We start from the raw sequence: 23,748 nt of genomic DNA on the forward strand, positions 1-23,748 counted from the left end.
CACGCGCGCATCACTTCGGGGGAGATGAAGCGGATTCCGCCGCTCGTGCCGCCGCGGCGGCGCGCTCGGCCCACTTCGGCACTTCGCCATAGCGTTGGAAGGGAACCAGCCGGCCGGCCGCGCTGTCTTCGATGAGCTGGGCCAACCGTCGTTCGCGGGTGGCCTCGTGCTTGGCGGTGAGCGCCCAGTGGGTGACTTGGCGGCGGTACGTCGCTGTGGCTGCCTCCCAGAAGGCGGATGCGGCAGGGTTTGCCGCCAGCCGCGCCGCTGCCTCTGGCGGCAAATCCCGGTCGGGATTCTCGTGGGAGTACACACCCGATCTGTCCGCGCGTCGACGCGCGAACGCGGCGATGCCGGCCTCGCGCATCCGCCCCTCTGCGGTGAGCTTCTCGGCCAACGCGATGTTGACGCTCGACCAGATGCTCGCGGACTTACGCGGAGTCCAGCGTTGGCGTCGCGCATCTTCGTCGATGCGCTGGGCCACGGAATCGATCCAGCCGAAGCATAACGCTTCGGGAACGGCCTGCTCCCAGGTAAGCCCGCCGTCGGGTACGTGCTTCTTGTACAGGCCCATCCAGAGTTCCGCCGCGGTGGCATGGTTCGCCTCAAGCCAGTTGCGAAACTCCTCGGGTGTGGCGAAGAAGATCGCCGGCCGCTCTGGCGTGCCGCCCGGGGTGCCGATCGTCGTGGTCATGGCCTGAGTCTGCCAGAACGCACCAGATTGTGGCGCACGCAATGGGCCAGCGATGGAGTGAAAACGGGCACTGGTGCGATCGCGCCGACCGAGACTAACGTGAAGGCGTGCCCGCTGCTGTGGTTGACGCCAAGAGCGCTCACGCCGCCGGCGTGCAGCGCCTTCTGCAAAGCTATCGCGCCGTTCCCGCGACGGCACCGATCCGCCTGGCCAAGTCCACCTCCAATCTGTTCCGCACCCGCACTAAGAACAGCGCGCGGGGCCTCGACACGTCTGGTTTGACCGGCGTCATCGCCGTCGATGTGGCGGCGCGAACGGCGGATGTGGCCGGCATGTGCACCTATGACGACATCGTGGCTGCGACGCTCCGCCACGGGTTGGCGCCGCTGGTCGTGCCGCAGCTGAAGACCATCACCCTCGGCGGCGCGGTGACCGGCCTCGGCATCGAGTCGACGTCCTTTCGCAACGGTCTGCCGCACGAGTCGGTGCTGGAGATGGACATCCTCACCGGCGCCGGGGAGGTGATCACCGCGTCGCCCGGCCAGAACGCCGACCTGTTCCGCGCCTTCCCCAACTCCTATGGGACCTTGGGGTATGCGGTGCGCCTGCGCATCGAACTTGAACCCGTCAAGCCGTTCGTCGCGCTCACGCAGGTGCGGTTCCACTCGCTCATCGACCTGGTCGCGGCGATGGACGGCATCACGGCGACCGGCCGCTTCGACGGAGTTCTCGTCGACTACCTCGACGGCGTGGTGTTCAGTGCCGCTGAAAGCTATCTCTGCGTGGGCAGGCAGACCAGTGCGCCCGGCCCAGTCAGTGACTACACCGGCCAGCAGATCTACTACCGCTCCATCCAGCATGAGCGCGGGGCGACGGATGACCGCCTCACCATTCACGACTACCTGTGGCGCTGGGACACAGACTGGTTCTGGTGCTCCGAGGCGTTCGGCGCGCAGCATCCGCTGATTCGCAGGATCTGGCCCGGGCGCTACCGGCGCAGCAGCACCTATGCAAAGCTGATGAAGGTCGAACAACGGTTCCACATCGGGGAGCGCATCGAGAAACTGAACGGCAGGCCGCCCCGCGAGCGAGTCGTACAAGACGTGGAGATCCCGATCAACCGGTGCGCGAAGTTTTTGGACTGGTTTCTGAACACCGTACCGATCGCGCCGATCTGGCTGTGCCCGCTGCGCTTGAAAGACGATGACCGTTGGCCGCTCTACCCGATCCTGCCCCAGCAGAGCTACGTCAACGTCGGCTTTTGGTCGACGGTACCGGTTGGATCCAGCGACGCGGTGACGAACCGGCTGATTGAACGCAAAGTCGGCGAACTTGACGGGCACAAGTCGCTGTACTCCGACTCGTATTATTCGCGGCCGGAGTTCGACGAACTCTACGGCGGGGACAGCTACCGAGTCGTAAAGAAACTGTACGACCCCGAATCACGTCTCCTCGACCTCTACGCGAAGGCGGTGCAACGACGATGACCACGTTTAAGGATCGTGCAACGAAATCAACGGATGCGGCGGCGGGAAGGCTCAGCCTTGCCGAGGTGCTGGAGATTTTGGCCGGGGGGCGACTCACGCTGAGGTTCACCGCCTACGACGGGAGTTCGGCCGGACCGCAAGGCGCGCCGTTCCGCCTGAATTTGTTGACTCCGCGCGGCACGAACTACCTCGCCACGGGTCGCGGCGACCTCGGACTGGCCCGCGCCTATATCGCCGGCGACCTCGAGATGCACGGGGTACACCCCGGTGATCCCTATGAACTGCTCAAGGCGCTTGCCGACAGCCTGGTCTTCACGCGGCCACCGGTGCGGCTGATGGTGGACATCATCCGCTCTATCGGTGTGGGGCAGCTGCGCCCGATCGCGCCGCCGCCGGAGGAAGCACTACCGCGCTGGCGTCGCGCCATCGGGGGGATGCGGCACAGCAAGGGCCGCGATGCCGACGCGATCCGCCACCACTACGACGTCTCGAACCGGTTCTACGAGTGGGTGCTCGGGCCATCGATGACGTATACCTGCGCCTGCTACCCAGGCGACGAGGCCTCCCTCGATGAGGCACAGGAGAACAAGTATCGGCTCGTGTCCGAGAAGCTTCGGTTAAAGCCGGGCGACCGGTTGCTCGACGTTGGGTGCGGCTGGGGCGGCATGGTGCGTTACGCCGCGCGTCGCGGCGTGCGGGCCATCGGAGTGACGCTGTCGAGCGAGCAAACCGTGTGGGCGCAGCGCGCCATCGCCGAGGAGGGCCTGAGCGATGTCGCGGAGGTTCGCCACGGCGACTACCGCGACATCACAGAAACCGGCTTTGACGCGGTGTCGTCCATTGGGCTGCTCGAGCACATCGGAGTGCGCAACTATTCGTCGTACTTCGGTTTTCTGCGTTCCAGGCTCCGCCCCGGCGGTCTGCTGCTCAACCACTGCATCACGCGGCCAGAGAATCGAAGCGAAGCGGCGACCCGCGGGTTCATCGATCGCTACGTCTTCCCCGACGGGGAGCTCACCGGCTCGGGCCGGATCATCAGTGAAGCGCAGGATGCGGGGCTCGAGGTGCTGCACGAGGAGAACCTGCGTCAGCACTATGCGCTAACGCTGCGCGACTGGTGCACCAACCTCGTCGCGCATTGGGACGAGGCGGTCGCCGAGGTCGGCCTCCCCACCGCGAAGGTGTGGGGGCTGTACATGGCGGGCTCACGGCTCGCGTTCGAGAGCAATGGGATCCAGCTGCACCAGGTGCTGATGGCCAAGCCCGACGGGGGTACCGGTGTCGGCGAGCTGCCCTTGCGGCCGTGGTGGACGCCGTAGCCCCCGATTCGTGACGCAGCGGGGATGCGCCGGCCGCGCCTGATCGTTTCATCGATCTGACCGTCGTGATGACCGTTTGGCGCAGTACAAGGACACTCGTCCACCAGTCCGTGAACCCGCAGGACACTTGGTCAGATGCATATTTTACGAAATGGGTACTCAATATCAAAACGGGACCCGAGAGCGAAATGTCGCCGGTCTGCTCATCGAGCGGGACCAGCCGCGAGTCGTCCAGGCCTGGTTTCAGGGGATGAACCCCCAGCTTGAAGACACGACGCCGGCGCGGCGCGATGGGCGTCCCGCTCGATGAGTATTGGGCCATGGTGGTCGCCGACTGGGATCAGACCGGAACCATGCGCGCCAGATGGCTATCGAAAACGTGGCGCGATGACCGCGTTCTTTATCGCCCGAGCCGGCACTGAGTGGCAAGTCCCTACTGTCAGAAAACGCGGATCGCGATCTCGGCCGGTGCTGCGAGCAGCGATTCGATTTCCTCGTCGAGCTTGACGAGGGTGATCGACGCGCCTGCCATGTCAAGCGACGTGCAGTACTCGCCAACGTAATTACGCCCGATGGTGATGCCCGCGCTGACTAGTTTCTCGTGTGCCAGGCCGTACAGCAGGTAGAGCTCACTGATCGGCGTGCCGCCCAGGCCGTTGACCATAAGTGCAACACGATCGCCGGACGTGAACGGCAAATCCGTGATGACGGCTCCGAGAATGTCATCCACGATTTCGTCTGCCGAGACGAGATTGCCGCGCCTGCGCCCAGGCTCACCGTGAATGCCGACGCCGATCTCGATCTCGTCCGGGCCGAGATCGAAAAGGGGCGACCCTTTCGAGGGCGGTGTACAGGCCGTCAGCGCGACCCCCATCGTACGCGTAACCGAGTTGACCTTCTCGCCTATCCGGATAATTTCATCAAGGTCGGCACCGGCTTCCGCGGCCGCGCCGACTGCCTTCATCACGAAAAAGTTGCCGGCAACACCGCGACGACCGATCGTGTAGAGCGAGTCCTTGACCGCGACGTCGTCGTCAATGAAGAGCGTCTCGACCCTGATGCCGTCGGCGCGTGCCATTTCCTGCGCCATCTCAAACGCCATTCGGTCTCCGGTGTAATTGTTGACAAGCAGCAACACTCCCTTCGGTGAGGCGAGCAGTTTCGTCGTCTCGTACACGTAGTCGACGGGAGGCGCAGCGAAGACATCTCCGGGGCAGGCAGCGTCGAGCATTCCTCTGCCAACAGTCATGACGTGGGCGGGTTCGTGGCCTGACCCGGAACCCTGGATGATGGTCACCTTATCTGCGTTGGGTGCATCGGCACGGTGGATGAGGTTGTACTCCGGGACGTACCTCAACGTGTCAGGATTTGCGAGTGCAAGGCCCTTGAGCATGTCCGGGACGAAATTCTTCGGATCGTTGATGAACTTCTTCATGGTTTCTCCACGTCTTTGTGATATTGGATGGGGTTTGGGTTCTAGTGGGGCAGAAAAGCCTACGGGTTAGCGGGCTCGCGATAGTGTGGAGAGCCGCTCGAGGATGACGGCCACGGCGATCGCACCGGCATCGGGCGAGCCGATACTGCGCTCACCGGTGTAACTGGCGCGTCCACGTCTTGCCTGTAAAGAACTGGTCGCCTCTGCTGCTTCGCGTGCGGCTTTCGCGGCTTCCTCGACTGTCTTTTCGAAAGACGAGCCCTTTGCGACGGCTGCCTCAACAGCGTCAGTCGCCGGGACGAGCGCATCGAGCAGCGTCTTGTCGCCGACATCAGACTTGCCGCGTTCCTTGATGCCCTCGATCGCCGCTCGCAGCATTGCGACGACATCGGCTCCACCGACCGTATCGAGACCGCGCACTGCGCTGGAGGCGCGAAGGAAGGCGGTACCCCAGAGGGGACCGGAGGTCCCACCAAGACGGCTCGTGATTGTGCGCGCGATTTTCTGGAGAAAGACGCTCGAGTCGGTGCGGTCGTAGACGTCCCATTCTTCGAGTACTTTCTCGAAACCGCGGGCAAGCGAATATCCGAAATCGCCGTCTCCCACGATGGAGTCGAGTTCGCAGAACGCGGCTTCGTTTTCGATCGCGGTTTCGGCGATTGATCGGACAACGAATTCGGTGTCGATGATGCTGCGCGTCTTCATTGGGTCTCCTGAGGTTTGGGGCGAGAGAGCGCCGCCACATGGGCGAGATCGCGCAGCGTAATGAACGGCCCTGGATCGATGTTGTACGGGTCCGCGATCACCCGGGTCATCTCGCCGGGATTCGGGTCGCCCAGTGAAGAGACCACGAGGGAAGCGGCGGAGAAGTCCTCGCGAAAGGTGTAGCTGCTTACCGTCACGACGGTTCGCAGACCGGCCGTCGTCGCGGAGCGCAAGCCGTTTTCGCTGTCCTCTATCACGATTGCTTCTTCTAGTGAGATTCCAAGCTCAGCGAGAGCGTGCAGATAGATGTCGGGCTCCGGCTTCTTCTTCGCCACGATGTCGCCCGCAAAAACCGCGAACTGTGACGCGTGCTCGGGACCGACGGCGTGTGTGAGGACTGCGCGAACGGATGGCTCCGCCGATGTGGACGCGACCGCGAGGGTCCATCCTGCCGCACTCGCCTCCCGCACGATTCGATCGATACCGGGTCGTGCCGGAACGACGCCGCCCTCAATGAGATCCGTGTAGATCTCGGTCTTCCGGCGATGCCATGCCGCTACGAGAGCGGTGCGTGCCGTCGGGTCGTCGGGGATTTCTATCAGTTCAGCAAACTCGGGTGTGACCAGGCTCATCAACCGTTCCTTGCCTCCACTAATTCTTACCTTGTCGGCGTAGTCCTGGACACTCCACTGCACGGGCAGCCCGAATTCGCGAAAAGTTTGGTTGAACGCGGGTAGGTGACCGTACTGCTCCGTGTCGGCGAGTACGCCATCGCAATCGAAAATCAGAGCCGGCATCGCTTCACCACGCCTTATTAGCGCTGCCGAATTGATCTGCCAGATCGACGACGAGGTGCACGATGTCGGCCCGAGTGCTTGCGAAGAGCGACGGCGGATCCCATTTGTCGCGCTTCTGTGCCTCAGTGAGGAAGGCGAAGCTTGACTTCATGAATGTTTCCTTGAGGGAGGTCGATATATTGACCTTCGCGCAACCTCGCGCGATCAGATCGCTGAACTGTGCTGAGGTGAGACCGCTTCCGCCATGTAAGGCGATTGGGATTGGATGGCTCCTCACAATGTCACTTACCCGGCCGAAATCGAGGACGGGTGTGGCCTTGTACGTGCCGTGCGCATTGCCAATCGACGGGGCAAAGACGTCAACACCAGTCGCCTCGATAAAACGCAGCGAGACTTCGAGCGACTGTCGCGCCGTTTCCTGATCGGATCCGTGGTCGTCTTCGACACCCGTGATGGCCTCGATCTCGCCCTCGACGTGAGCGCCGTAGAGCCGGGCCTCTTTCACGACTTCGATCGTTTGCCGCTGATTCTCTTCGACGGGTAGTGCAGAGGCATCAAAGAGCACTGAGTTCCAGCCCTGCTTGAGGCACTCTGTCACCACGGCGCGATCCGGGCAGTGGTCTAAGTGTAATGAGACCGGAACCTCTATTCCCTCGGTCAGCGACCGCCAGAGACTGGCGAACACGCCAGACCCGATACTCCGAACGGTCTTCACTGAGGTCTGAACAATCACTGGCGACCTGGCCTCCACGGCCCCAGCGAGCACTGCTTCCAACGTTAAATCGTTGAAGACATTTATGGCAGGGACACCGTAGCGCGCACTGAATGCGCGATCGACGATGTCTTTCATTGGCACGACACTCACAGCAACCTCCGTGTTTTGGGTATCTTTACGATAGGGCAGGTCGGACGTGACAAGCCATACAGGATTCCCCCTCCTTTTCGAGGTGGGGAATCCTCTAATGCTCGGCGATCGCGGCTACCGAACCGTGCGCCCTGTTCATGTGCACGAGCATCGTGCGATTGTGGGCGCCGGTTTTTCGGAGCAATGATCCGACGTGCTTTTCGACCGTCTTGACCGAAATGAACAACATGCTGGCGATCTGCTTATCTGCCATGCCCTGCTCGACAAGTGGGCGCACCTGACGCTCCCGTGGAGTGAGAGTGTCATCGTCGGATCCGTGTGAGGAGAGTACGGTGAGGTGGTCCAGAATGTCGTTTTGAAGCAGCGCTTCGCCACGACATGCGGCAATGATCACGCGTGAGATCGTTGCCGCGTCGGACTTGAGGCTGAGGAATCCGCGCACGTTTGCTTGCGTTGCTGAACGGATTTGGTCAACGGTCGGGTTTTCTGTGAGGACAACGATTGTGGCGTTTTGGTCGAATTCACGGATCTTCGCGAGCGTGCCGAATAGTTCTCCGTTGAGCGCCCGTAGGTCGACGATGAGCACGTCCGGGCGGAGCATCTCGTAGGCATCGACCAGCTGACGGCCTGAACTCAACTCCGCGGTGACCTGGATTGCAGGTTCGCTCAGGTGCAGCAGTCGAACGAGTCCGGCGCTGATAATCGGCTGGTCGTTCGCAATGAGAACCTTCCAGCGCGGCTGCGGGACGATTTCGCCGGTTCCGGAAATATACGGGATAGTCGCCCGGATCTTCGTTCCCCATCCCGGAGTTGTATCGATGACGAGCTCGCCATCAAGGTGACTTGCGCGCGACATCATCCCGTGGAGCCCGAGGCACCCGGAAGACAATGACGAGAAGTGCCCGCCGTGGGCCTCGGCGAGGTCAAAGCCTCGCCCGTCGTCATCGATTAAAACTGACAGCACCTCGGTGTCGTAGACGAGTCCGACTCGAGCGCTTCCGGCACTGGCATGCGAGACAACGTTGCTGAGGGCCTCTTGGACGATCTTGAATGTCTGGTGTGCAATCTCTGGCGCGAGAGGTCGCGGTGTGCCGACGATAACGAGTTCAGTCGTTGTCATACACATGGACTCTACCCAGGCAAGCTCTGTATCGATCGCTGCGTCGAGCGTTCGGCCCTCCAGCGATGCCGGGCCAAGGCCGAGTGCCGTACGGCGCGTCTCGGTCAAGGCGTCATGGGCGACCGTGCGGGCGCTGCTGATGAATACTGCGGCAGGTTCGCCGTTGCGGTTCGCCCTGTCCGCCTCGTCGAGGTGCAGGAGCAACGATGCAAGCGACCTTCCGACTGTCTCATGCACGTCCCGTACGGCCCGTTCTCGTTCTGCAGCCACGGCTGCCTCGCGAGTGCGGTCGGCGGCCTTGGCGTACAGTGTTGAGTTCGCGAGTGCAATCGCCGCGTGATGCGCGAAGAGTTCGGCGAGTTTGGCGTCTGTCGTCGTGAACACACGCCCAGGAGTGGCGCTAAAAATGACGCACGTTCCAACGATGCTGTCATCCCATTTAATGGGTACTCCGATGACAGCGCAGTGCAACCGCGGGTCATCTGGTGCAATGTGACCGGCGCGCAGTACCGACGCGTACTCGTCGAGGATGACGGTTCCACGACTATGGACGACTTCGCCAGTGACGCCCTCGTCGAGCGAAAATGTCTGCCCTTCGTGACAGCCGACCCCGAGGTCAACTTTTTTGGTATACATTCTGCTGGCCTCGTCCACCAGCGAGATCGAGCCACTCTCACAACCCAGGAGCGCAATCGCGTGACCGAGGATGCGTTCAAGCAGCGGCGCCACCTCGAAGCGTCCCGCAAGGTCCCGGGCGAGATCTGTCACGGTGTCCAGTTGGTCGCGCAACCCGACTGACGAATCGATTACGAGGTTCTCGGGAGTGTGCATATTACGTCCTCTCTGACGAATGGCAAACAGCCCGACTCGGCATCAAGGACAACATGTATCACTGCACCTGCGTGCCGGGGCCACTGCCAAGTAGATCATGTTCGATGCTGGTTTTCCCTACGTCTTTTCCCTACGCCGACGTGTGGGAAGTCCTCATAGTCTGTTCGCGGGGCGCATGGTTGCCTAGGAAGTGTCGGTGAAGGCTCCTGATGGTGAGCGTGGAGGATCAGGTATTGCATCATCGCACCACATGAAAAGGAGACGCGACTTGGTAGGTGAAGCGCAGTGGCCCACATCGGAATTCTGACCAGCGGAGGTGACTGTCCCGGTCTTAACGCTGTCATCCGTGCGTGCGTACTTTGCGGTATCCGCCGGAGTGATGACACTTTCATTGGGTTCGTCGATGGCTGGCGTGGCGTGCTCGATCGCAACACAATCGATCTGGATTGGATGAGCGTACGCGGAATATCGAAGCTCGGCGGCACGATCCTCGGTACGTCCAGGACGAATCCGCTGGGCGAGGGAGGGGGCATCGAGCACGTTCGAACGAACCTGAAGGCGCTCGGAGTAGACGTCCTCATCGCGATCGGTGGTGAAGGAACGCTCGCCGCCGCGAAAATTCTCAGTGACGCTGGTATTCCGATTATCGGCGTGCCCAAGACGGTCGACAACGATCTTTCGGCGACCGATTACACGTTCGGCTTTGACACCGCGGTCGAGATCGCCACGGAGGCGATCGACCGGCTCAAGACGACCGGCGAATCACACCACCGGTGCATGATCGCCGAGGTAATGGGTCGAAACGCCGGATGGATCGCCTTGCACGCCGGAATGGCAACTAGTGCACACGCGATTCTCATTCCCGAGCAGCGGTCCAACCTTGCTGAGATCTGTGAGTGGGTGCAAAAACCGTTTCGGCGTGGCCGCGCGCCGCTCATCGTCGTCGCGGAAGGTTTCATCTCAGAGGAGATGGCACAGCCGCACTACGCGCGAGGACTTGACGCGTTCAACCGCCCACGGTTCGGCGGGATCGGCGAGCGCCTCGCGCCCATCATCGAAGAGCGAACCGGTATTGAAACCCGCGCAACAACGCTTGGGCACATTCAGCGTGGCGGCGTCCCCAGTGCTTCCGATAGGGTCCTTGCAACCCGTCTCGGCATCGCTGCGGTTGGGGCCGTTCATGACCGCGATTGGGGCAGCATGGTGGCGGTGCGCGCGACGGACATCGTTCGCGTCAACCTCGCGGAGGCGCTCGACTCGCTCAAAACAGTGCCGCAGCAACGCTATGACGAAGCCGCGATTCTGTTCGGGTAGCCCACGGCAGGGCAATGGTAAATACGAAACTCCAACAGGGGGAATCCGCCGACTGGTGGCCGGTGGATACCCCTGCGCTGGTATACCGCGTTATGTCGTGAGCCTAGTGGTGGGCCTCGTACTTGACTGGTTCAGGCAAGCCTGCCTCAGCACGGATTTGACGAGACAGGCGCTCGACCGAGATGAGCGCGTACATGACGCTCTCCGCCGTGACCTCGAACGACATGTTGTGAATCGTCTCGCCTTCTGCCGTGGCCGCCTCGGCGACGATGCGCAGTGTTTCCGCGTCGTCAACGTCGATACCAACCTCAGTCAGGGTGGTCGGCAGTCCGACGCGGGTTGTGAACTCCACAAACGCTCGAATGTCGGCGAACGGTGCTCCCTCAAGGACGAGCTGCGTCACCGATCCAACATTCACCTTGTAGCCGTGCTGGACACCCCTGGTCTGCGGCACGGCAGTGAGACCGTTGTGGATCGCGTGCGCTGCCGCCAGACCGCCGGACTCGAACCCAAGACCGGAGAGCAACGTGTTCGCCTCGATGACCTTCTCAAGAGCCGGTGTGACGACGTGATCGCGCACGGCGGCGATAGCCGGAATGGCGTTTTCCCACAAGACATCCCACGATAGACGGGCGAGCGCCGTGCCGGTGAGGGTGGGAAGATCTCCCGCGATCGTGTCGGAGAAAGACCCTGCGACAGCCTTCGCCTCAAGCCAGGTAGCGAGCGCGTCACCGACGCCGGCGATAAGGAACTCGGCCGGGGCGTTCGCGACAATCTGCGTGTCCACCAGCACCAGATCAGGGTTGCGAGGAAAATAAAGATACTCAAGGAATGCGTGGTCCTCGGTGTAGATGACACCCAGCGTCGAGGTTGGCGCGTCGACCGATGCTGTGGTCGGTACGGTCACCCAACGGATACCAGCGTCATGGCCGGCGGCCTTGGCCGTATCGTGCGTGCTTCCTCCACCGACAGAAACGGCAATGTCCGCATTGTGCTTTTTGAGGAGCTCAACGAAGCGCCCGATTTCCTTCGGGTGCGGGATACCGTTAAATTTCTCGCGGATAACGGGCAGGTTGGCGGCTTTCAGGCTGGTCGTGATGTCATCCCGAACGATGTTCCAGACCATGTCGTCGCAAATCATGAGTGGACGCTTTCCGATTTGGGCAAGTTCCTCACCCAACCTCGATATTGCGCCCTTCCCCTGGACATACCGACCCGGGCTGATAAATGTTTGCACGGTGCTTTGCGCCATAACAACAATCTCCTTTGATTTAATACTCCAGGTAGCGAGTGGCGACCTGTAGCCGACGCTACGGCCGGCACCACACACGGAACAATGGGGAATTCCTCGTTGTACGTGGGGAGTTTCCCCCGTCATCTCCCCATAGCTGGGCGCGAACTTCTGACGGAGGCAAACGCGATTCACCTGCAGGGCGCCGAGGGGGCGAGGTCTGCGCAGTTGTCCGGGCTACGCGTGCGGGCTCGAGTCGGATGGCGTCGGCCTACCGCCGCTGGATCCTGCAGCGCGCGATCAGGCCGGGTCCCAGGGCAGGGCCTGATCGGCCGGAACCGGGGCGAGCGGAATCACCACCACCGGACGATGCTGACGGTGCGCCAGTTGCGCCGCCACCGAACCGTTGATGAACTCCTGCAGGCTGGCCCGCAACGTCGCCTCCCGGGTTCCGACTACGATCATCGCGGCATTGAGAGTATCGGCCAAGTCGCCGAGGGCCTGGGCCGGATTGCCTGCCAATGCCCGGGTGCTCCAGGGGAGAGCGCCTCCGTCGAGGAGCGCGGCCAGGCGCGATGCGAGATCCGGGTCGAATTTGTCCTCCGCAATTTCGGGCGAGTCCGCGCTGAACGGCAGACTCGTCATCGTGCCGTCGCCCAGGTTGTAAACCCGGTACTGGCTGGCGTCCACGGAGGCGCACACCAGTTCCGCATCGAAACGTGCCGCGAACACGGCCGCCCGCTCCACGACGGTATCCGGCTGGCCGGGCACCACCCCAACAATCACGTACGCGCTCATGCTGTACTCCTTTGATTTCGGCGCCCGGCAGACCGACAGGATCGACGGTCGTCTCGGCTCACGGCCAGCATGGCAGATTCCGCCCCCAGACGCCGTTTGCCAATGCGGAGACTCTCATTCATCGACGAAGAAAATGTCACGTTCAGGTGTTCGGCAGGGCGGACGTTTCTGTTTGGCGTCCGAACAGGTCGACCAGGGCGAACACCAGGGCTACGGCTAGGAGTACCAGCGCGACCAGGATTCCGTTGAGAAAGCCGTCACGAAACACCTGCACACGGTCAGGCTGGCTCGCCTCCGCATACAACGTTGCGTAGAAGGTCGAGATTATCGCCGCGACTCCAATCGCCGTTCCCACCCGCTGACCTACCTGCGCCATTGACCCGGCGACGCCTCCCTGAGTGACCGGAACCTCGCTCAGGGTGAGCGTCTGGTTTGGCGAAATGACGAGACCACCGCCGGCACCGGTCATTGTCATGGCTGCGGCGATCAGCCACGGTGCGAGGTCCACCGAGGCGAACAATCCCGCTAGTAGAACGAGCACAAAACCGATCATGACGGTGACCAGGCCGAGGGCAACGAGCTGGCGGCCCCAACGAAAGACCAGACGACCGCCGATCCACGACATGACCGCGGAGGCGAGGGCAAACGAGATGCTCACCATTCCGGCGAAGACGGGCTCAAGCCCGAGGCCCTGCTGCAGAAAAAGGGTGACCAGCAAAAAGTACGGCGGAATTGCCGCAAAATAGGCCGTCGAAATCAGGATCCCGTTGCGATAGGACGCCGTGCGAAAAAGCGCGAAGTTCACAACGGGTGATTTACCGATTTGCTGGTAGCGCCGTTCCCACTTGAAGAACGCGGCGCCGGAAAGACCGAACACAATCAGCCAGAACCAGCGGCGGGGGTCATCCGTTGGAGCGCCGGTTGTCAGCACGAACGGAAGCATGAGGCCGAGAGTGGCAATGCCCAGAAACAGGATGCCGACGAGGTCGAGCCCCGTGCGTTCTCGCTCATGAGTTTGGCGTTTAGGAAGCACTCGCATCGCAAAGTACAGCGCCAGAAGGCCCAGTGGCACGTTCATCCAGAACGATAGACGCCAGCCGATATCTGGGCCGCCGACGGCGATCAGGAGGCCGCCGAGGGTTGGTCCGAAGGCCGTCGAAACGCCGATGACCGCTCCAAACAAGCCGAAGGCGCGCCCGCGTGCCGCGCCCTGGTACAGCTGTTGGATTAGCCCGAGGACCTGCGGCATCTGAATTCCCGCAGCAATTCCCTGCACGATACGCGCCACGATCAAAAATTCGATCGTGGGCGCGAGCGCGCACAGGATGCTCGCCGCCGTGAACGAGCTGAGGCCAACGATGAACATGAGTCGCCGGGAATGAATGTCGCCCAGCCGACCGGACGGTACCAGCGCCAGCCCGAAGGCGAGTGCATAACCCGCGACGATGAGCTGGAGTTCGGTGGTGCCGCCGCCGAGCGACTGCTCGATGGCCGGCAAGCCAACATTGATCTTGGACAGGTCGAGGATGGTGAGTGAAGCAACTCCGACGCACACCCAGAAGGCTTGCCGCTTTAGCCTGTCGGCATGTTCGGAGGAGGCAGGAGTGCTGTTCGGCATGGTCCAATGATTCTAGATGCGGGGCCACAGGCCACCACGGTATTCGGCACGCGGACTGCCTTGACTGGCTCCTAGGTGCCGCCGCGCAGGGCCGTGATCGGCTCGATGTTGGAGGCGCGCACCGCGGGATAGGCGCCGGCGGCGAGCCCGACGACGGTTCCGAGCAGGGCGGCGCCGATGGCCACGAAGGGGTCGAGTATGGGCGTCCAGCCCTGCAGCAGCGACACAACGACGACCGCGAACACCCCGACTGCCGAACCGATCAGGCCGCCGAGCAGGCCGATCACGGCCGACTCCACGATGAACTGGCGGGCAATATCGCGCTTGGTCGCGCCGAGCGCGCGGCGCAGGCCGATCTCCCCGACCCGTTCCAGTACCGAGAGCAGGGTGACGTTGGCGATGCCGAGACCGCCGGCGAGCAGGGCGATAATACCGAGCGTGAGGAAGACGATGTTGATGTCGGCCTGGATATTGTCTTGGAGCGACGACGCGGCGGCGGGCGCCTGCACCGTGAAGTTTTCGGGCGCGTTCGGGTCGAGTGCGATCGGTGCTTGCCGGGCCACGAGCGTGCCGGCGCCGACATTGATCTGCACGTGCAGTTCGGTCGGGGCGCTGAGTCCGAAGTCGGCGCGCGCGGTGCCGAGCGGCACAATGACGGCGTCGAGCAGGTTGGCGCGGCGCTCGACGCCGTCGATGATGCCGATGACGGTGTACGGCACCTCGCCGATGAAGATCGACGGCTGCGAGTCGACCCGGTTGATGCCGAGCGTTTCCGCGGCCCGGGCCCCGAGCACGACGACCCGGTCGGCGCGCTCGTCGTGTCCGACGTCGAAGTACCGCCCGGTGACGACCTGCCCGCGCACTGCGGCGAGCAAGCCTGGTGAGGTGGCGATTACGGCGGGGCTGAGGGTTTGCGCGGCCGAGGGGTCATTGACGGGAACGGAGGTCACGAGCTGGTCTTCGACGTCGACCTCGGCCACGAGACCCGCGCGTTCCACCCCGGCAAGGCGATTCACCCGCTCCGGGGCATCCCATGGCAGCCGCCCGGCCGCCTGTTCGTTGCCGCTCGAATTGCGCGTTGAGGCCGGCTCGATCATGACCTGGGTGGCCGAGACGGCGTCGAACTGGTTGGAAATCTGCCCGGCGGCGGTCTGCGCGAATCCAATGGTGACCACGAGCGAGGCGATGCCGAGCACGGTACCGAGGGTCGTCATCACGAGTCGGCTTGGGCGGGCGCCCACGCCGTAACTCGCCTCGACCATCAGGTCCTGCACCGAGAACCGGTCGGCGCGACGAATGACCGGAACGATGCTGGGCGTCAGTTCAGCGGATGCCGTCAGCTCGGTATCAGGGACCGCGGCGACGCGGGAACGGCGGCGCAGCATCCGCTTGAAGAAGGCCTTCATGACAGCTCGCTCAGGCGGCCGTCGGTGATGCGCACGCGGCGTTCGGCCCGATCGCTCACGGCGTGGTCGTGCGTGATGACGATAAGCGTGAGGCCGTCGGCGTGCAGCTCTTCGAACAGGTCCATGACCTCGCCGCCGGTGGTCTCGTCGAGGTTGCCGGTTGGTTCGTCGGCGAGCAGCAGTTCGGGCGAAGCAACGACAGCGCGTGCCACGGCCACGCGCTGGCGTTCGCCGCCGGAGAGGGTGCCGGGCAGAAAATCCAGCCGATGGTTGAGGCCCACCCGGTCGAGGGCGGCGCGGGCGCGGTCCTCGCGTTCGGCGCGCGGCACACCGCTGTACAGGGTGGCGAGCAGCACGTTGTCGAGCACGGTGCGGTGCGGCAGCAGGTGGAAGGCCTGAAAGACGAAGCCGATGGTGCCGCCCCGCACGATCGCGCGCTGCTTCTCATCGAGCATGCTCGTTGAGGTGCCGTCGAGATGGTACTCGCCGACACTCGGCCGGTCGAGCAGACCGAGCAGGTTGAGCATCGTGGATTTGCCCGAGCCGCTCGGGCCGACGATCGACAGGTAGTCGCCGCGCTCCACCCGCAGGTTGACCGATTTGAGCGCCTGCACCTCGGGCGGGCCGGGAAACGAACGCGTGACGTTGACCAGTTCGACGACCGGGGCTGTCATCACCGGCCCATCACCGGCCCACCACGACGAGGTCCCCGACGCCCAGCGAGCCGTCGACGGCCGTGATCTCGACGAAGCCTTCGGCGGCGAGCCCGGTCGTGACCTCGACCAGCACCGTGTCGGCGGAGCCGCCGGGAGCAAACTCGACGCGGGATTCGCCGCCGGGCCCCGCAGTCAGCGCGGCGAGCGGAACGGCGAGTACGTCGCCCTCGGTTGAACTGACCGGGATGCGCACGCGCACGTTGCTGCCCTGCACGGCCTGGATCTGCTCGTCGGTGAGGGAGTCGGGAGCGAACAATACGGTGAAGCGGCCGCTTGCGGCTTCGCCACTGGCCGGTTCGGTGGGGAGTACCGAGGAGATCGTCGCCGGCTGGTCGCCGTCGGGCATGGCGAGTATGGCCGGGGCGCCGACCGTAAGCAGGGCTGCATCGCTCGCGGTCGCCGAGCCGGAGATCACGAGCGTCGCGCCGGAGACCCGCATGACCGGCCCGGTGATACTCGATCCACGTTTGACGCTGATCTCGTCGACCCGGCGGGGGAGGCCAGGCAGGTAGAGCACTTCGCCGGACGGAAGATACGCGAGTGCGCCGTCACGGGCGTCGCTCAGGGTCTCGTTTGCACGGGTCAGTTCGGCCTTGGCCGCGGTGACGGCGGCTTTTTCAGCGCTCGCGTCGCGTGGCGCGAGAGCCTGGGCCTGGCGGGCGACGGCCAGGGTGACAGACTCCTCGGCATCCGCTATCGCGTTGGGGGTTCCCTCGGTTCTGGCCAGGGCAAGCGCGCGCTGCGCGCTCCGCACGAGATTGCCCTGCTCGACCACGTCAACGTTTGACGCGGGGCCCTGCACGGTGGTGAGGGCGCCAGCGGCGCTGTCGACGGATGCCTGCGCGCTCGTGACTCCGGCTTCGGCACCGCTCACCGCGGTCGCAACGTCGGTGCCGCCGGTGGGAGCCGGGTAGCCGACCTTGGCGTAGAGCGCTGTGACGGCACTCGCTGTTTGCGCGTCGAACACGTCGGAGTCGAGCGCGCCGGCATCGATTCCGGCCGCGTTCAAGCCCTGCTTGAACTGCAGCACGTCGGGGCCGGAGACGCCGACGCGAAGGGTGCGGTAGACCGGCAGGTCGCCGGGCAACACGATTACCGGGCGGCCGGTGACTTCGAGCGCGATCGAGGCCGTGTCGAAGATGGCGGCGACCTCGGGCACCTGCCCGGTGACGATGGGAGCCCCGGCGAGTTCGCCGGTTTCAATGCTGACCTCCACCGAGTCGGCGTAGGTGGCGTCGCCGCGCATGGTGACGTCATTAGCCAGTTGCCGGTTTTCGATGGGGACCGTGATGAGTCCGCCTGCGGGAGCGTCGGCATCCGCTGCAGCCTGCCCGGGTGAGACGATCAGCTGGCCAAGCCCGAGACCGGCCACGAGCGCGATGATGGCGACCGTGGCCATGACCCAGATCACGCGGTTGCCGGCGAACACGCGACGCCAGCCTTGACTGCGTGAGCGGGTGGGCGGGGCGACAGCGTCGAGGTCGATCACCTCGGTTGCGTCGGGCTCGCTCTTTCGTCGCCCGAACAGGCGCGACACCTACTTGCCTTGCTCGGAGTCCGCGATGAGCGCGTCGAGCTCGGACTTGTGGTCGGTGATGAACTGCTCTTCGAGCTCGAACTGCACCTTGGTCGTTGCTTCGGTGTAGTCAACATCTTCGGCGCAGGTGTAGTCGGCCATGGCCAGTGCGAGTTCCTTCTCGCGGAGGTCGGCGAGGATCGTTTCGTCGGGGGCAGCGCCCGTCTGGTCTTCGTAAAGCGCGTTTTGCTCGTTCATGACCGACTCCTGGGCGTCTGCCTTCTTCGCGAAGGTCGCGTATCCGTCGTCGGCCATGCAGGCCGCCCATTCGGCGTCTAGCTTCACGATCGCGGGGGAGGCCTGCAGGTCTTCGTACAGGGCGCTCATGGCTTCGTACAGCGCGGCGTGTTCTTCCTGCGACGGCTGGTCGCCGTTGATTTCCTGAAGGGCCGCGCCGTAGCAGCCCTTGGTTTCGTAGCTGTCAGTGTAGGAACCGTCGGCAAGCTCCTCCTCAGTGGGCTGCGGACCGTAAAGTGCTTCGTTGTAGGCGGCTTGCTCGCTCTCGGAGAGTGACGCCAGGTAGTCCTGGTTCGGGTCGACGATTTCCGCGCTCTGCGCCTCCTGCTCGGCGATCTGCTCCGGGGACTGGCTCATTCCGTAGCCGTTCTCGGCCACCCACTTCTCGGTGCCGTAATCTTCACCGTCATCGCTCATCATGCCGCTGTACTGCGAGGCGTCGACGGGCGTGTAGTCGAAGCCTTCGTCGGACATGCAGGTGGCCACGAGTTCCTCCTGGTCGTTCTGCTGCGCGATCGCCGAGTCTTCGTCGTAGCCCTCGTAGATCCCCGACATGTACTTCTGCAATGGGCCCTCGGCCGGGTCGAGCTTCTCGGCGGCCTTCTCGCCGCTGCACCCCGCGAGCGTCAGCGATAAGAGGGCGGCGGCGGCGATGGCAGTGAGCAGTGAGCGATGGCGCATGAAGTTCCCCTTTTAGCATTGTCTGGGCTGCGCCACGAACCGATCGCCGCCCCCGATCTCCCCATACGCTAGCGCACCGCGAGAACGGATGGGGGTGGACGCCCCGTTGCAGCGCTACATGAACAATACTGCTTGGTCTGTTTTGCCTGCAACTTGTCGGGTCTGCCCGTGCTTGAGCGGGAGGCTGCTGGGAAAGCCTCAAGGTCGCGGGCATAACTCCTGCAATTTCTCAACCTTGATCATCAGATCCGCGTGATGACGGGAGAGTTGAATACCGTCAAGGCAGATTGCAGGAGTTATGGGGGATGAGGCACGGATAGGGTTTAACAAGGAGTCTCCCCAGTTTCACGTGATTGGAAAATGCACCATGGCCCAAAACCCCAAACAGAGCAATAAGGTTGCCCGAACCGCCAGCTCGGGGATCAGAAATGCCCGGTTCAGCGCTGCAGCAGACACAGCCGCTGTCAGGGCCCGGGCCCTGACAGCTCGGGCCCTGGCGGCCCGGGCTCTGGCGGCCCGCGCCCCGGAGGAAGAGAAGCCCGGCACGCAAGCTCGCGAGCTCGGTTAGAGCGGGTCGCGCAGGTAGGCCAGCTGCGCGCGAACGGATGCTTCCGCGGCGAACCGCACCGCGGCATCCGTTTGCGCGTAGACCACGTCGGTGACCTGCGCCACGGTCGCCGCCGAACCGAGGGTGTCGAGCGCGGCGCGCACCTGGTCGAGACGCTCGTGGCGGTGCGCGAGGTAGGCGGAACAGATGGCCGCGAGGTCGGGCAGCACCGGGCCGTGCGCGGGCAGCACGATGGCCGGCCCGCGCGCGCGCAGGGCCTCGAGCGAAGTTAGATAGTCGGCGAGGGCGCCGTCGATGATCGACGTTCCGCGGCCGAGAATGGTGTCGCCGGTCAGTACAGAGCCGGTGGCGCCGTCGCCGGGCAGGTGCAGGCAGATCGAGTCGTCAGTGTGCCCGGGGGTAGCTAATACCCGGACGCTGGTGCCGGCGGCCGCAATCAGCTCCCCGTCGGTGAGTGGGTCGCCATTCACGCAAAAGGCCGGATCGAAGGCCCGCACCGGGGCCCCGGTGAGCTCCGCGAATTGAACGCTCGCCGCCGTGTGATCGGCGTGTCGGTGTGTGATCAGCACGAGCTCGACCCGGCCGGCAGCAGCGAGCGTAACAAGGTGGCCCTCGTCGAGCGGCCCCGGGTCGACGACGACCAACGCTGGTGCGTCGGGCGCCCCGATGAGGTAGCTGTTGGTACCGTCGAGCGTCATCGGACCGGCATTTGGCGCGAGCAGGCTGCGGGTGAGCGGGCTCGTGCGCAGGATGGCGGGCATGAAGGCAGCCTACTGCCGCGATGGGCGGCGCCCCGAGCGAGGGTGCCGCCGGTTTGCGCGGGTTAGGGGTGAACGATGATCGTGACCGCGGTCTCGTTGTGGTTGATCAGGGCGTCGAAGCCCACGGTAATCAGGTCATCGAGCGATACGGCCGGTGATGAACGGCGCCGGTTTGACCCCGCCGTCCTGAACGAGCTTGATGGTCGCCGGGTGGTCGCGCACGTCAGCGATCGTTCCACGCAGGTCGAGCGCCTTGGGCACGGCGGCGACGAGCAGGTCGATCGCCTTGGGCACGGCGGCGACGAGCAGGCCGAGCGATACCCGGCGTTAGTGTGGACGAGACGGCACGACCCGACACCCGAAGGACCAGCGATGACGCGAGTTACCGAGGCAGCGCAACCACTACTAGGGGTTGCGGCGACCGTGGTCTTGCTGCGTGACGGTGCCTCCGGGCCTGAAGTGCTGCTGCTCGAACGCCCCCGTCATCGTGGGTCTTTCGCCGGCGCGTGGGTGTTTCCCGGCGGCGGCGTCGACCCGGGCGACAAGCGGGCAGCGGATGCCGCGGCGCCGGCTGGCCCCGCCAGCGCGGGTGAGCAGGCGGCCGGCCGCGGCTCGGCGGGGCTGCCTGGCGGGCCTGGCCCCGCGGCGGAGGTTGTCGAACAGCTCGCCGCCCGTCGGGCTGCCGTGCGCGAGGTGCGGGAAGAGACCGGGCTCGTGGTCAGGCCCGAGGCGCTTATCGCGACGGCGGTGTGGGTGCCGCCGCGCAGCGCCCCGAAGCGTTTGCGCACCTGGTTCTACGTCGCGACGGCACCGCCCGGCACCATCGTGCTCGCCGAGGATGAGGTCATTGACTACGCCTGGCTGCGGCCGGAGACGGCGCTGGAGCGGCACGCATCCGCTTTGATGATTCTCGTAGCTCCGACCTGGGTGACTCTGCACGGTCTGCAGGGATTTGGGGCCGTGGCCGACATCGTGGCGAGTGTGGGGCACCGCCCTCTGGCACACTACGAAACCAGGCTCGGTACGAGCGAGCGGGGGCCGGCGCTGTTCTGGGCGGGGGATGTCGCCCACGCCGATGACGCCCTCGCCGAGCAGGCAGGCGGTCGGCACCGCCTCGAGATCGGCCAGGTGCCCTGGGTGTTCAGCGTTCGGGCGTGAGCTTTTACCCGCGGTTTAGTACCAGTTGTGGCTCTCCGAGTGCGCCCAGGCCGCACAGGGGGTGCCGTAACGGGAGGCGATGTAGCCGAGTCCCCAGCTGATCTGGGTAGCCGGATTGGTCTGCCAGTCGTCGCCAGCTGACGCCATCTTGCTTCCGGGCAGTGATTGCGGAATTCCATACGCGCCGCTGCTGGCGTTGTAGGCGTTCACTCGCCAGCCAGACTCGCGCTGCCACAGGGAGACCAGGCAGGTCAGCTCGGCGTCGTCCCAGCCCCTGGCTGCCACCTGGGCCGCTGCAATGCGCTGGGCGCCGGGGCGGTCGACCGTGCCGCCGCTCGGGGGAACGCTCGGAACGGTTGGAACGGTCGGAACGGTTGGAACGGTTGGAACGCTTGGAACGCTTGGAACGGTTGGAACGCTTGGAACGCTTGGAAGGTTGGGAACGCTGGGAAGGTTGGGAACACTTGGGACGCTCGGTTGTGCGGCCGCATCTCCGGCTGCGGCGTTCTCCGCTGCCTGCCGCTGCTGCGCCTCGTAATCGCGCTGCGCCATCACGCCGCTGTGGTGCTGCCGTTCTACCTCGGCGGACGTGTTCTTCAGGAAGGCCAGCTGGGCATAGAGCACATCGCCGGCGGCCTGTTTCAGGGCAACTTCGGCGTCCGCTGCCTGCTGTGCTGTCTCGGTGGACGCTAGAGCCGACCGAGCCTCGTCGTGCAGACGGTCGCGCTCGCGCGCCTTCATCTCGGCCTGGGCGGTGAGGGTTTCGGCCGCGTTGCGCTCGGCATCGGCCTGCTCGGTGATGAGTCCGGCCTGTTCCGTGAGCCGGGACATGGCACCGAGCTGAAACAGCAGCTCGTCGGCCTCCCCGCCATCGAAGAGGGCGCCCACCGCGAGGCTGTTGCCGCCGGCGCGGTAGAGCTGGGCGCCGAGCACACCTAGGCGCTCACCGCTTGCGTCTGCCCGAGCGGATGCCGCATCCGCTTGCGTAGTCAGTACAGTTTGCTGGGCGGTCGCCTTGGTGAGCTCGGCCTGAGCCCCGGCGGCGAGCGCGGTCTCGGTCACAGCCGTGTCTCCGAGCTCGGCCGCGCGCGACTGCAAGCCATCGAGCACCGACTCGATCCGGTGCACCTCGGCTGCAGTGGCGGCCGCGCTCGATCGGGCGGCGTCGACCTCGGCCCAGGTGGGGTAATCGTTGGCTGCCGACGCCGAGGACGCAGCGATGACGGGCGCTGCTACAACGGTCGCTGCGAGGACAACAGCGATGCAAGTCACTCGCGCCAGTTGCCCCATGCTCGCACCCCACGCACCCAAACCGCGTTCAGCGGCGACCGGACTCACGGTGTGGGAAGGAGCGTCGGAGCGCGGCAGCCCTGGCCGCCGACATAGCTGAGGCAGTCGTCGAACATCACGGAGAACGGTTCGAGGGTCGAATCCCCGAACCAGTCGTTGTAGAACAGCCAGAAATTGAGGTTGCCGTAGGTCGAGCATCCGTCGCCCTCGTCGCCGGCATTTGCGACGGCAACCGCATTGGGCTGGTAGGGCGTGTAGTTGTACAGGTTGGCGGTGCCCTGGTTCTTGATGGCGACGGCGGAGGCCCCGCATTCGGCGTCGGGGTTGAAGCCCACGTCAACCTTGCCTATTTTGAATGCCCGGTCGGGCTCCTGGGTGTACTGCCGAAACTGCCAGGCCGCGTTGTAGACCTGGTTGAAGAAACCGAAATACTGGGCGTCGCAGTCCGCGGTGTCCGGACAGCCGTAGCCGGTGGCGCGTAGATAACCGGATGCGCTCGGTCGGGTTAGCAGGGACTGTTCCTTCTGCAGCAACACCAGCAAGACCTCGGGGCTGATCGTGCAGGCTGCCGCGATCTTCGCGATGATCCGGGCGGCCGTTTCCTTCTCCGCGCCGGTGTAGGGCAGGCAGTGCCCGTCACCCTTGGCCGGCTGGCTGGTCGTCGTTTCGCGGAACTCCCAAAGGCAGGGCACTCCGTCGCTCGGCCGGCAGGAGCGTTGTTCGAGAAAATCCTGGATACCGCTCTCGGTCAGGGCATCCGGGTTGAAGAAGTTGAAATCGCTGATGATGAGACCGGGGTTGAAGGTCGCCGGGTCGATCGGTGCCGGGTCGGTCGCGGCTGCCGACAACGGTGCGGCGGCTACGGCGGCCGTGGCCGGGAGGGCGATGAGCGTCGCCGCAAGTCCGATGAGGGCCGCTCCGGTGGCCAGACTGCGCAGGGAACGACGGGTCTGCGCGAAAAGGCTCATACCAAAACCCTAACCGGGCGGGGCCGGCTCGTGGCACCTCGCCGCGGGACCGGCCGCTGGCTCATGGGGCACCTCCGCAGGAACGGGGCACTCGGTCGACGTGGCACTGCGCCGAGAGGTGGGCACCCGACCCTCGCGGCACCTCTACGAGAACCGGGCACTCCTTCCTAGGA

21 protein-coding genes are annotated in these 23,748 nt (G+C 64.4%); 4 read left to right on the forward strand and 17 right to left on the reverse strand.

The genetic code is table 11. The annotated features are described in order from the left end of the window. Nucleotides 1-10 precede the first annotated feature (10 nt). Nucleotides 11-694 carry a YdeI/OmpD-associated family protein gene (locus tag E3T51_RS12740; RefSeq protein WP_134530157.1) on the reverse strand — a complete coding sequence of 228 codons (684 nt, stop codon included), beginning with the start codon at nucleotides 692-694 and terminating at the stop codon, nucleotides 11-13. Between the two features lie 107 nt (nucleotides 695-801). On the opposite strand from E3T51_RS12740, the gene E3T51_RS12745 reads away from it, so the two are divergent. Further along, complete coding sequence (locus E3T51_RS12745) at nucleotides 802-2,181, forward strand: FAD-binding oxidoreductase (protein ID WP_134530158.1); 1,380 nt, start codon at nucleotides 802-804, stop codon at nucleotides 2,179-2,181. Then, nucleotides 2,178-3,500 (forward strand): class I SAM-dependent methyltransferase, encoded by a 1,323-nt coding sequence (locus tag E3T51_RS12750; protein ID WP_134530159.1) that lies wholly within the window; start codon nucleotides 2,178-2,180, stop codon nucleotides 3,498-3,500. Before E3T51_RS12745 ends, E3T51_RS12750 begins: the two co-directional genes overlap by 4 nt. 439 nt (nucleotides 3,501-3,939) lie before the next feature. Here E3T51_RS12750 and dhaK read toward each other — a convergent pair whose 3' ends face one another. The 5 genes from dhaK to E3T51_RS12775 form a co-directional block, all read right to left on the reverse strand. Further along, nucleotides 3,940-4,935, reverse strand: coding sequence for a dihydroxyacetone kinase subunit DhaK (gene dhaK, locus E3T51_RS12755; protein WP_134530160.1), 996 nt, complete (start codon nucleotides 4,933-4,935; stop codon nucleotides 3,940-3,942). Nucleotides 4,936-5,001: 66 nt separating this feature from the next. After that, nucleotides 5,002-5,640, reverse strand: coding sequence for a dihydroxyacetone kinase subunit DhaL (gene dhaL, locus E3T51_RS12760; protein ID WP_134530161.1), 639 nt, complete (start codon nucleotides 5,638-5,640; stop codon nucleotides 5,002-5,004). Next, the gene (locus E3T51_RS12765; protein ID WP_134530162.1) at nucleotides 5,637-6,437 is read right to left on the reverse strand and encodes an HAD-IA family hydrolase; all 801 of its coding nucleotides are present in this window, start codon (nucleotides 6,435-6,437) and stop codon (nucleotides 5,637-5,639) included. Before E3T51_RS12765 ends, dhaL begins: the two co-directional genes overlap by 4 nt. Before the next feature lie 4 nt (nucleotides 6,438-6,441). Beyond that, complete coding sequence (locus E3T51_RS12770; protein WP_241989314.1) at nucleotides 6,442-7,287, reverse strand: class II fructose-bisphosphate aldolase; 846 nt, start codon at nucleotides 7,285-7,287, stop codon at nucleotides 6,442-6,444. A gap of 109 nt (nucleotides 7,288-7,396) precedes the next feature. Further along, nucleotides 7,397-9,253 (reverse strand): LuxR C-terminal-related transcriptional regulator, encoded by a 1,857-nt coding sequence (locus E3T51_RS12775; RefSeq protein WP_134530164.1) that lies wholly within the window; start codon nucleotides 9,251-9,253, stop codon nucleotides 7,397-7,399. Nucleotides 9,254-9,538: 285 nt separating this feature from the next. Here E3T51_RS12775 and E3T51_RS12780 point away from each other — a divergent pair, with 285 nt between their 5' ends. Then, on the forward strand, nucleotides 9,539-10,567 hold the full coding sequence (locus tag E3T51_RS12780) for an ATP-dependent 6-phosphofructokinase (RefSeq protein ID WP_134530165.1): 1,029 nt from the start codon (nucleotides 9,539-9,541) through the stop codon (nucleotides 10,565-10,567). A 103-nt stretch (nucleotides 10,568-10,670) separates the two neighbouring features. Here the strand turns inward: E3T51_RS12780 and E3T51_RS12785 are convergent, their stop codons facing one another. The 9 genes from E3T51_RS12785 to E3T51_RS17540 all read right to left on the reverse strand — a co-directional run bounded on the left by E3T51_RS12785 (nucleotide 10,671) and on the right by E3T51_RS17540 (nucleotide 20,453). Then, nucleotides 10,671-11,819, reverse strand: a complete 1,149-nt coding sequence (locus E3T51_RS12785) for a glycerol dehydrogenase (protein WP_134530166.1) — start codon at nucleotides 11,817-11,819, stop codon at nucleotides 10,671-10,673. A 279-nt stretch (nucleotides 11,820-12,098) separates the two neighbouring features. Then, nucleotides 12,099-12,596 carry a universal stress protein gene (locus E3T51_RS12790; protein WP_104192516.1) on the reverse strand — a complete coding sequence of 166 codons (498 nt, stop codon included), beginning with the start codon at nucleotides 12,594-12,596 and terminating at the stop codon, nucleotides 12,099-12,101. 142 nt (nucleotides 12,597-12,738) lie between these two features. Further along, nucleotides 12,739-14,214, reverse strand: coding sequence for an MFS transporter (locus tag E3T51_RS12795; RefSeq protein ID WP_104192517.1), 1,476 nt, complete (start codon nucleotides 14,212-14,214; stop codon nucleotides 12,739-12,741). A 71-nt stretch (nucleotides 14,215-14,285) separates the two neighbouring features. Next, nucleotides 14,286-15,620, reverse strand: a complete 1,335-nt coding sequence (locus E3T51_RS12800; RefSeq protein WP_420898439.1) for an ABC transporter permease — start codon at nucleotides 15,618-15,620, stop codon at nucleotides 14,286-14,288. Continuing rightward, on the reverse strand, nucleotides 15,617-16,294 hold the full coding sequence (locus E3T51_RS12805) for an ABC transporter ATP-binding protein (RefSeq protein ID WP_104192518.1): 678 nt from the start codon (nucleotides 16,292-16,294) through the stop codon (nucleotides 15,617-15,619). The genes E3T51_RS12800 and E3T51_RS12805 overlap by 4 nt, the downstream gene beginning before the upstream one ends. A gap of 10 nt (nucleotides 16,295-16,304) precedes the next feature. Then, on the reverse strand, nucleotides 16,305-17,873 hold the full coding sequence (locus E3T51_RS12810; RefSeq protein WP_241989315.1) for an efflux RND transporter periplasmic adaptor subunit: 1,569 nt from the start codon (nucleotides 17,871-17,873) through the stop codon (nucleotides 16,305-16,307). Beyond that, nucleotides 17,874-18,830, reverse strand: coding sequence for a hypothetical protein (locus tag E3T51_RS12815; protein ID WP_134530167.1), 957 nt, complete (start codon nucleotides 18,828-18,830; stop codon nucleotides 17,874-17,876). A 564-nt stretch (nucleotides 18,831-19,394) separates the two neighbouring features. Then, on the reverse strand, nucleotides 19,395-20,159 hold the full coding sequence (locus tag E3T51_RS12820; protein WP_134530168.1) for an MBL fold metallo-hydrolase: 765 nt from the start codon (nucleotides 20,157-20,159) through the stop codon (nucleotides 19,395-19,397). A 135-nt stretch (nucleotides 20,160-20,294) separates the two neighbouring features. Beyond that, a complete protein-coding gene (locus E3T51_RS17540; protein WP_420898440.1) occupies nucleotides 20,295-20,453 on the reverse strand; it encodes a hypothetical protein in 159 nt (52 codons plus the stop codon). Nucleotides 20,454-20,531: 78 nt separating this feature from the next. On the opposite strand from E3T51_RS17540, the gene E3T51_RS12830 reads away from it, so the two are divergent. Continuing rightward, nucleotides 20,532-21,317: an NUDIX hydrolase gene (locus E3T51_RS12830; RefSeq protein ID WP_134530169.1), complete on the forward strand. Its 786-nt coding sequence runs from the start codon at nucleotides 20,532-20,534 to the stop codon at nucleotides 21,315-21,317. A 15-nt stretch (nucleotides 21,318-21,332) separates the two neighbouring features. On the opposite strand, the gene E3T51_RS17180 is transcribed toward E3T51_RS12830, so the two are convergent. Together E3T51_RS17180 and E3T51_RS12840 are read right to left on the reverse strand one after the other, a co-directional pair. Beyond that, nucleotides 21,333-22,589, reverse strand: a complete 1,257-nt coding sequence (locus E3T51_RS17180; protein WP_241989316.1) for a coiled-coil domain-containing protein — start codon at nucleotides 22,587-22,589, stop codon at nucleotides 21,333-21,335. Between the two features lie 62 nt (nucleotides 22,590-22,651). Continuing rightward, entirely contained in the window at nucleotides 22,652-23,575 is a 924-nt protein-coding gene (locus E3T51_RS12840; RefSeq protein ID WP_241989317.1) for a hypothetical protein, read from the reverse strand. Nucleotides 23,576-23,748 lie beyond the last annotated feature (173 nt).

It is taken from the genome of Cryobacterium serini (genome assembly GCF_004404025.1).
Lineage (GTDB): Bacteria > Actinomycetota > Actinomycetes > Actinomycetales > Microbacteriaceae > Cryobacterium > Cryobacterium serini.

Excerpts from the sequence above, each read along its gene's own strand:
- E3T51_RS12800 (WP_420898439.1), bottom strand. The coding sequence starts at position 15,620 with ATGAAGGCCTTCTTCAAGCGGATGCTGCGCCGCCGTTCCCGCGTCGCC.
- E3T51_RS12785 (WP_134530166.1), bottom strand. The coding sequence starts at position 11,819 with ATGGCGCAAAGCACCGTGCAAACATTTATCAGCCCGGGTCGGTATGTC.
- E3T51_RS12775 (WP_134530164.1), bottom strand. The coding sequence starts at position 9,253 with ATGCACACTCCCGAGAACCTCGTAATCGATTCGTCAGTCGGGTTGCGC.
- E3T51_RS12820 (WP_134530168.1), bottom strand. The coding sequence starts at position 20,159 with ATGCCCGCCATCCTGCGCACGAGCCCGCTCACCCGCAGCCTGCTCGCG.
- E3T51_RS12805 (WP_104192518.1), bottom strand. The coding sequence starts at position 16,294 with ATGACAGCCCCGGTCGTCGAACTGGTCAACGTCACGCGTTCGTTTCCC.
- E3T51_RS12750 (WP_134530159.1), top strand. The coding sequence starts at position 2,178 with ATGACCACGTTTAAGGATCGTGCAACGAAATCAACGGATGCGGCGGCG.
- E3T51_RS12830 (WP_134530169.1), top strand. The coding sequence starts at position 20,532 with ATGACGCGAGTTACCGAGGCAGCGCAACCACTACTAGGGGTTGCGGCG.
- E3T51_RS12770 (WP_241989314.1), bottom strand. The coding sequence starts at position 7,287 with ATGAAAGACATCGTCGATCGCGCATTCAGTGCGCGCTACGGTGTCCCT.
- dhaL (WP_134530161.1), bottom strand. The coding sequence starts at position 5,640 with ATGAAGACGCGCAGCATCATCGACACCGAATTCGTTGTCCGATCAATC.
- E3T51_RS12795 (WP_104192517.1), bottom strand. The coding sequence starts at position 14,214 with ATGCCGAACAGCACTCCTGCCTCCTCCGAACATGCCGACAGGCTAAAG.
- E3T51_RS12740 (WP_134530157.1), bottom strand. The coding sequence starts at position 694 with ATGACCACGACGATCGGCACCCCGGGCGGCACGCCAGAGCGGCCGGCG.
- E3T51_RS12840 (WP_241989317.1), bottom strand. The coding sequence starts at position 23,575 with ATGAGCCTTTTCGCGCAGACCCGTCGTTCCCTGCGCAGTCTGGCCACC.
- E3T51_RS12815 (WP_134530167.1), bottom strand. The coding sequence starts at position 18,830 with ATGCGCCATCGCTCACTGCTCACTGCCATCGCCGCCGCCGCCCTCTTA.
- dhaK (WP_134530160.1), bottom strand. The coding sequence starts at position 4,935 with ATGAAGAAGTTCATCAACGATCCGAAGAATTTCGTCCCGGACATGCTC.
- E3T51_RS12790 (WP_104192516.1), bottom strand. The coding sequence starts at position 12,596 with ATGAGCGCGTACGTGATTGTTGGGGTGGTGCCCGGCCAGCCGGATACC.
- E3T51_RS12765 (WP_134530162.1), bottom strand. The coding sequence starts at position 6,437 with ATGCCGGCTCTGATTTTCGATTGCGATGGCGTACTCGCCGACACGGAG.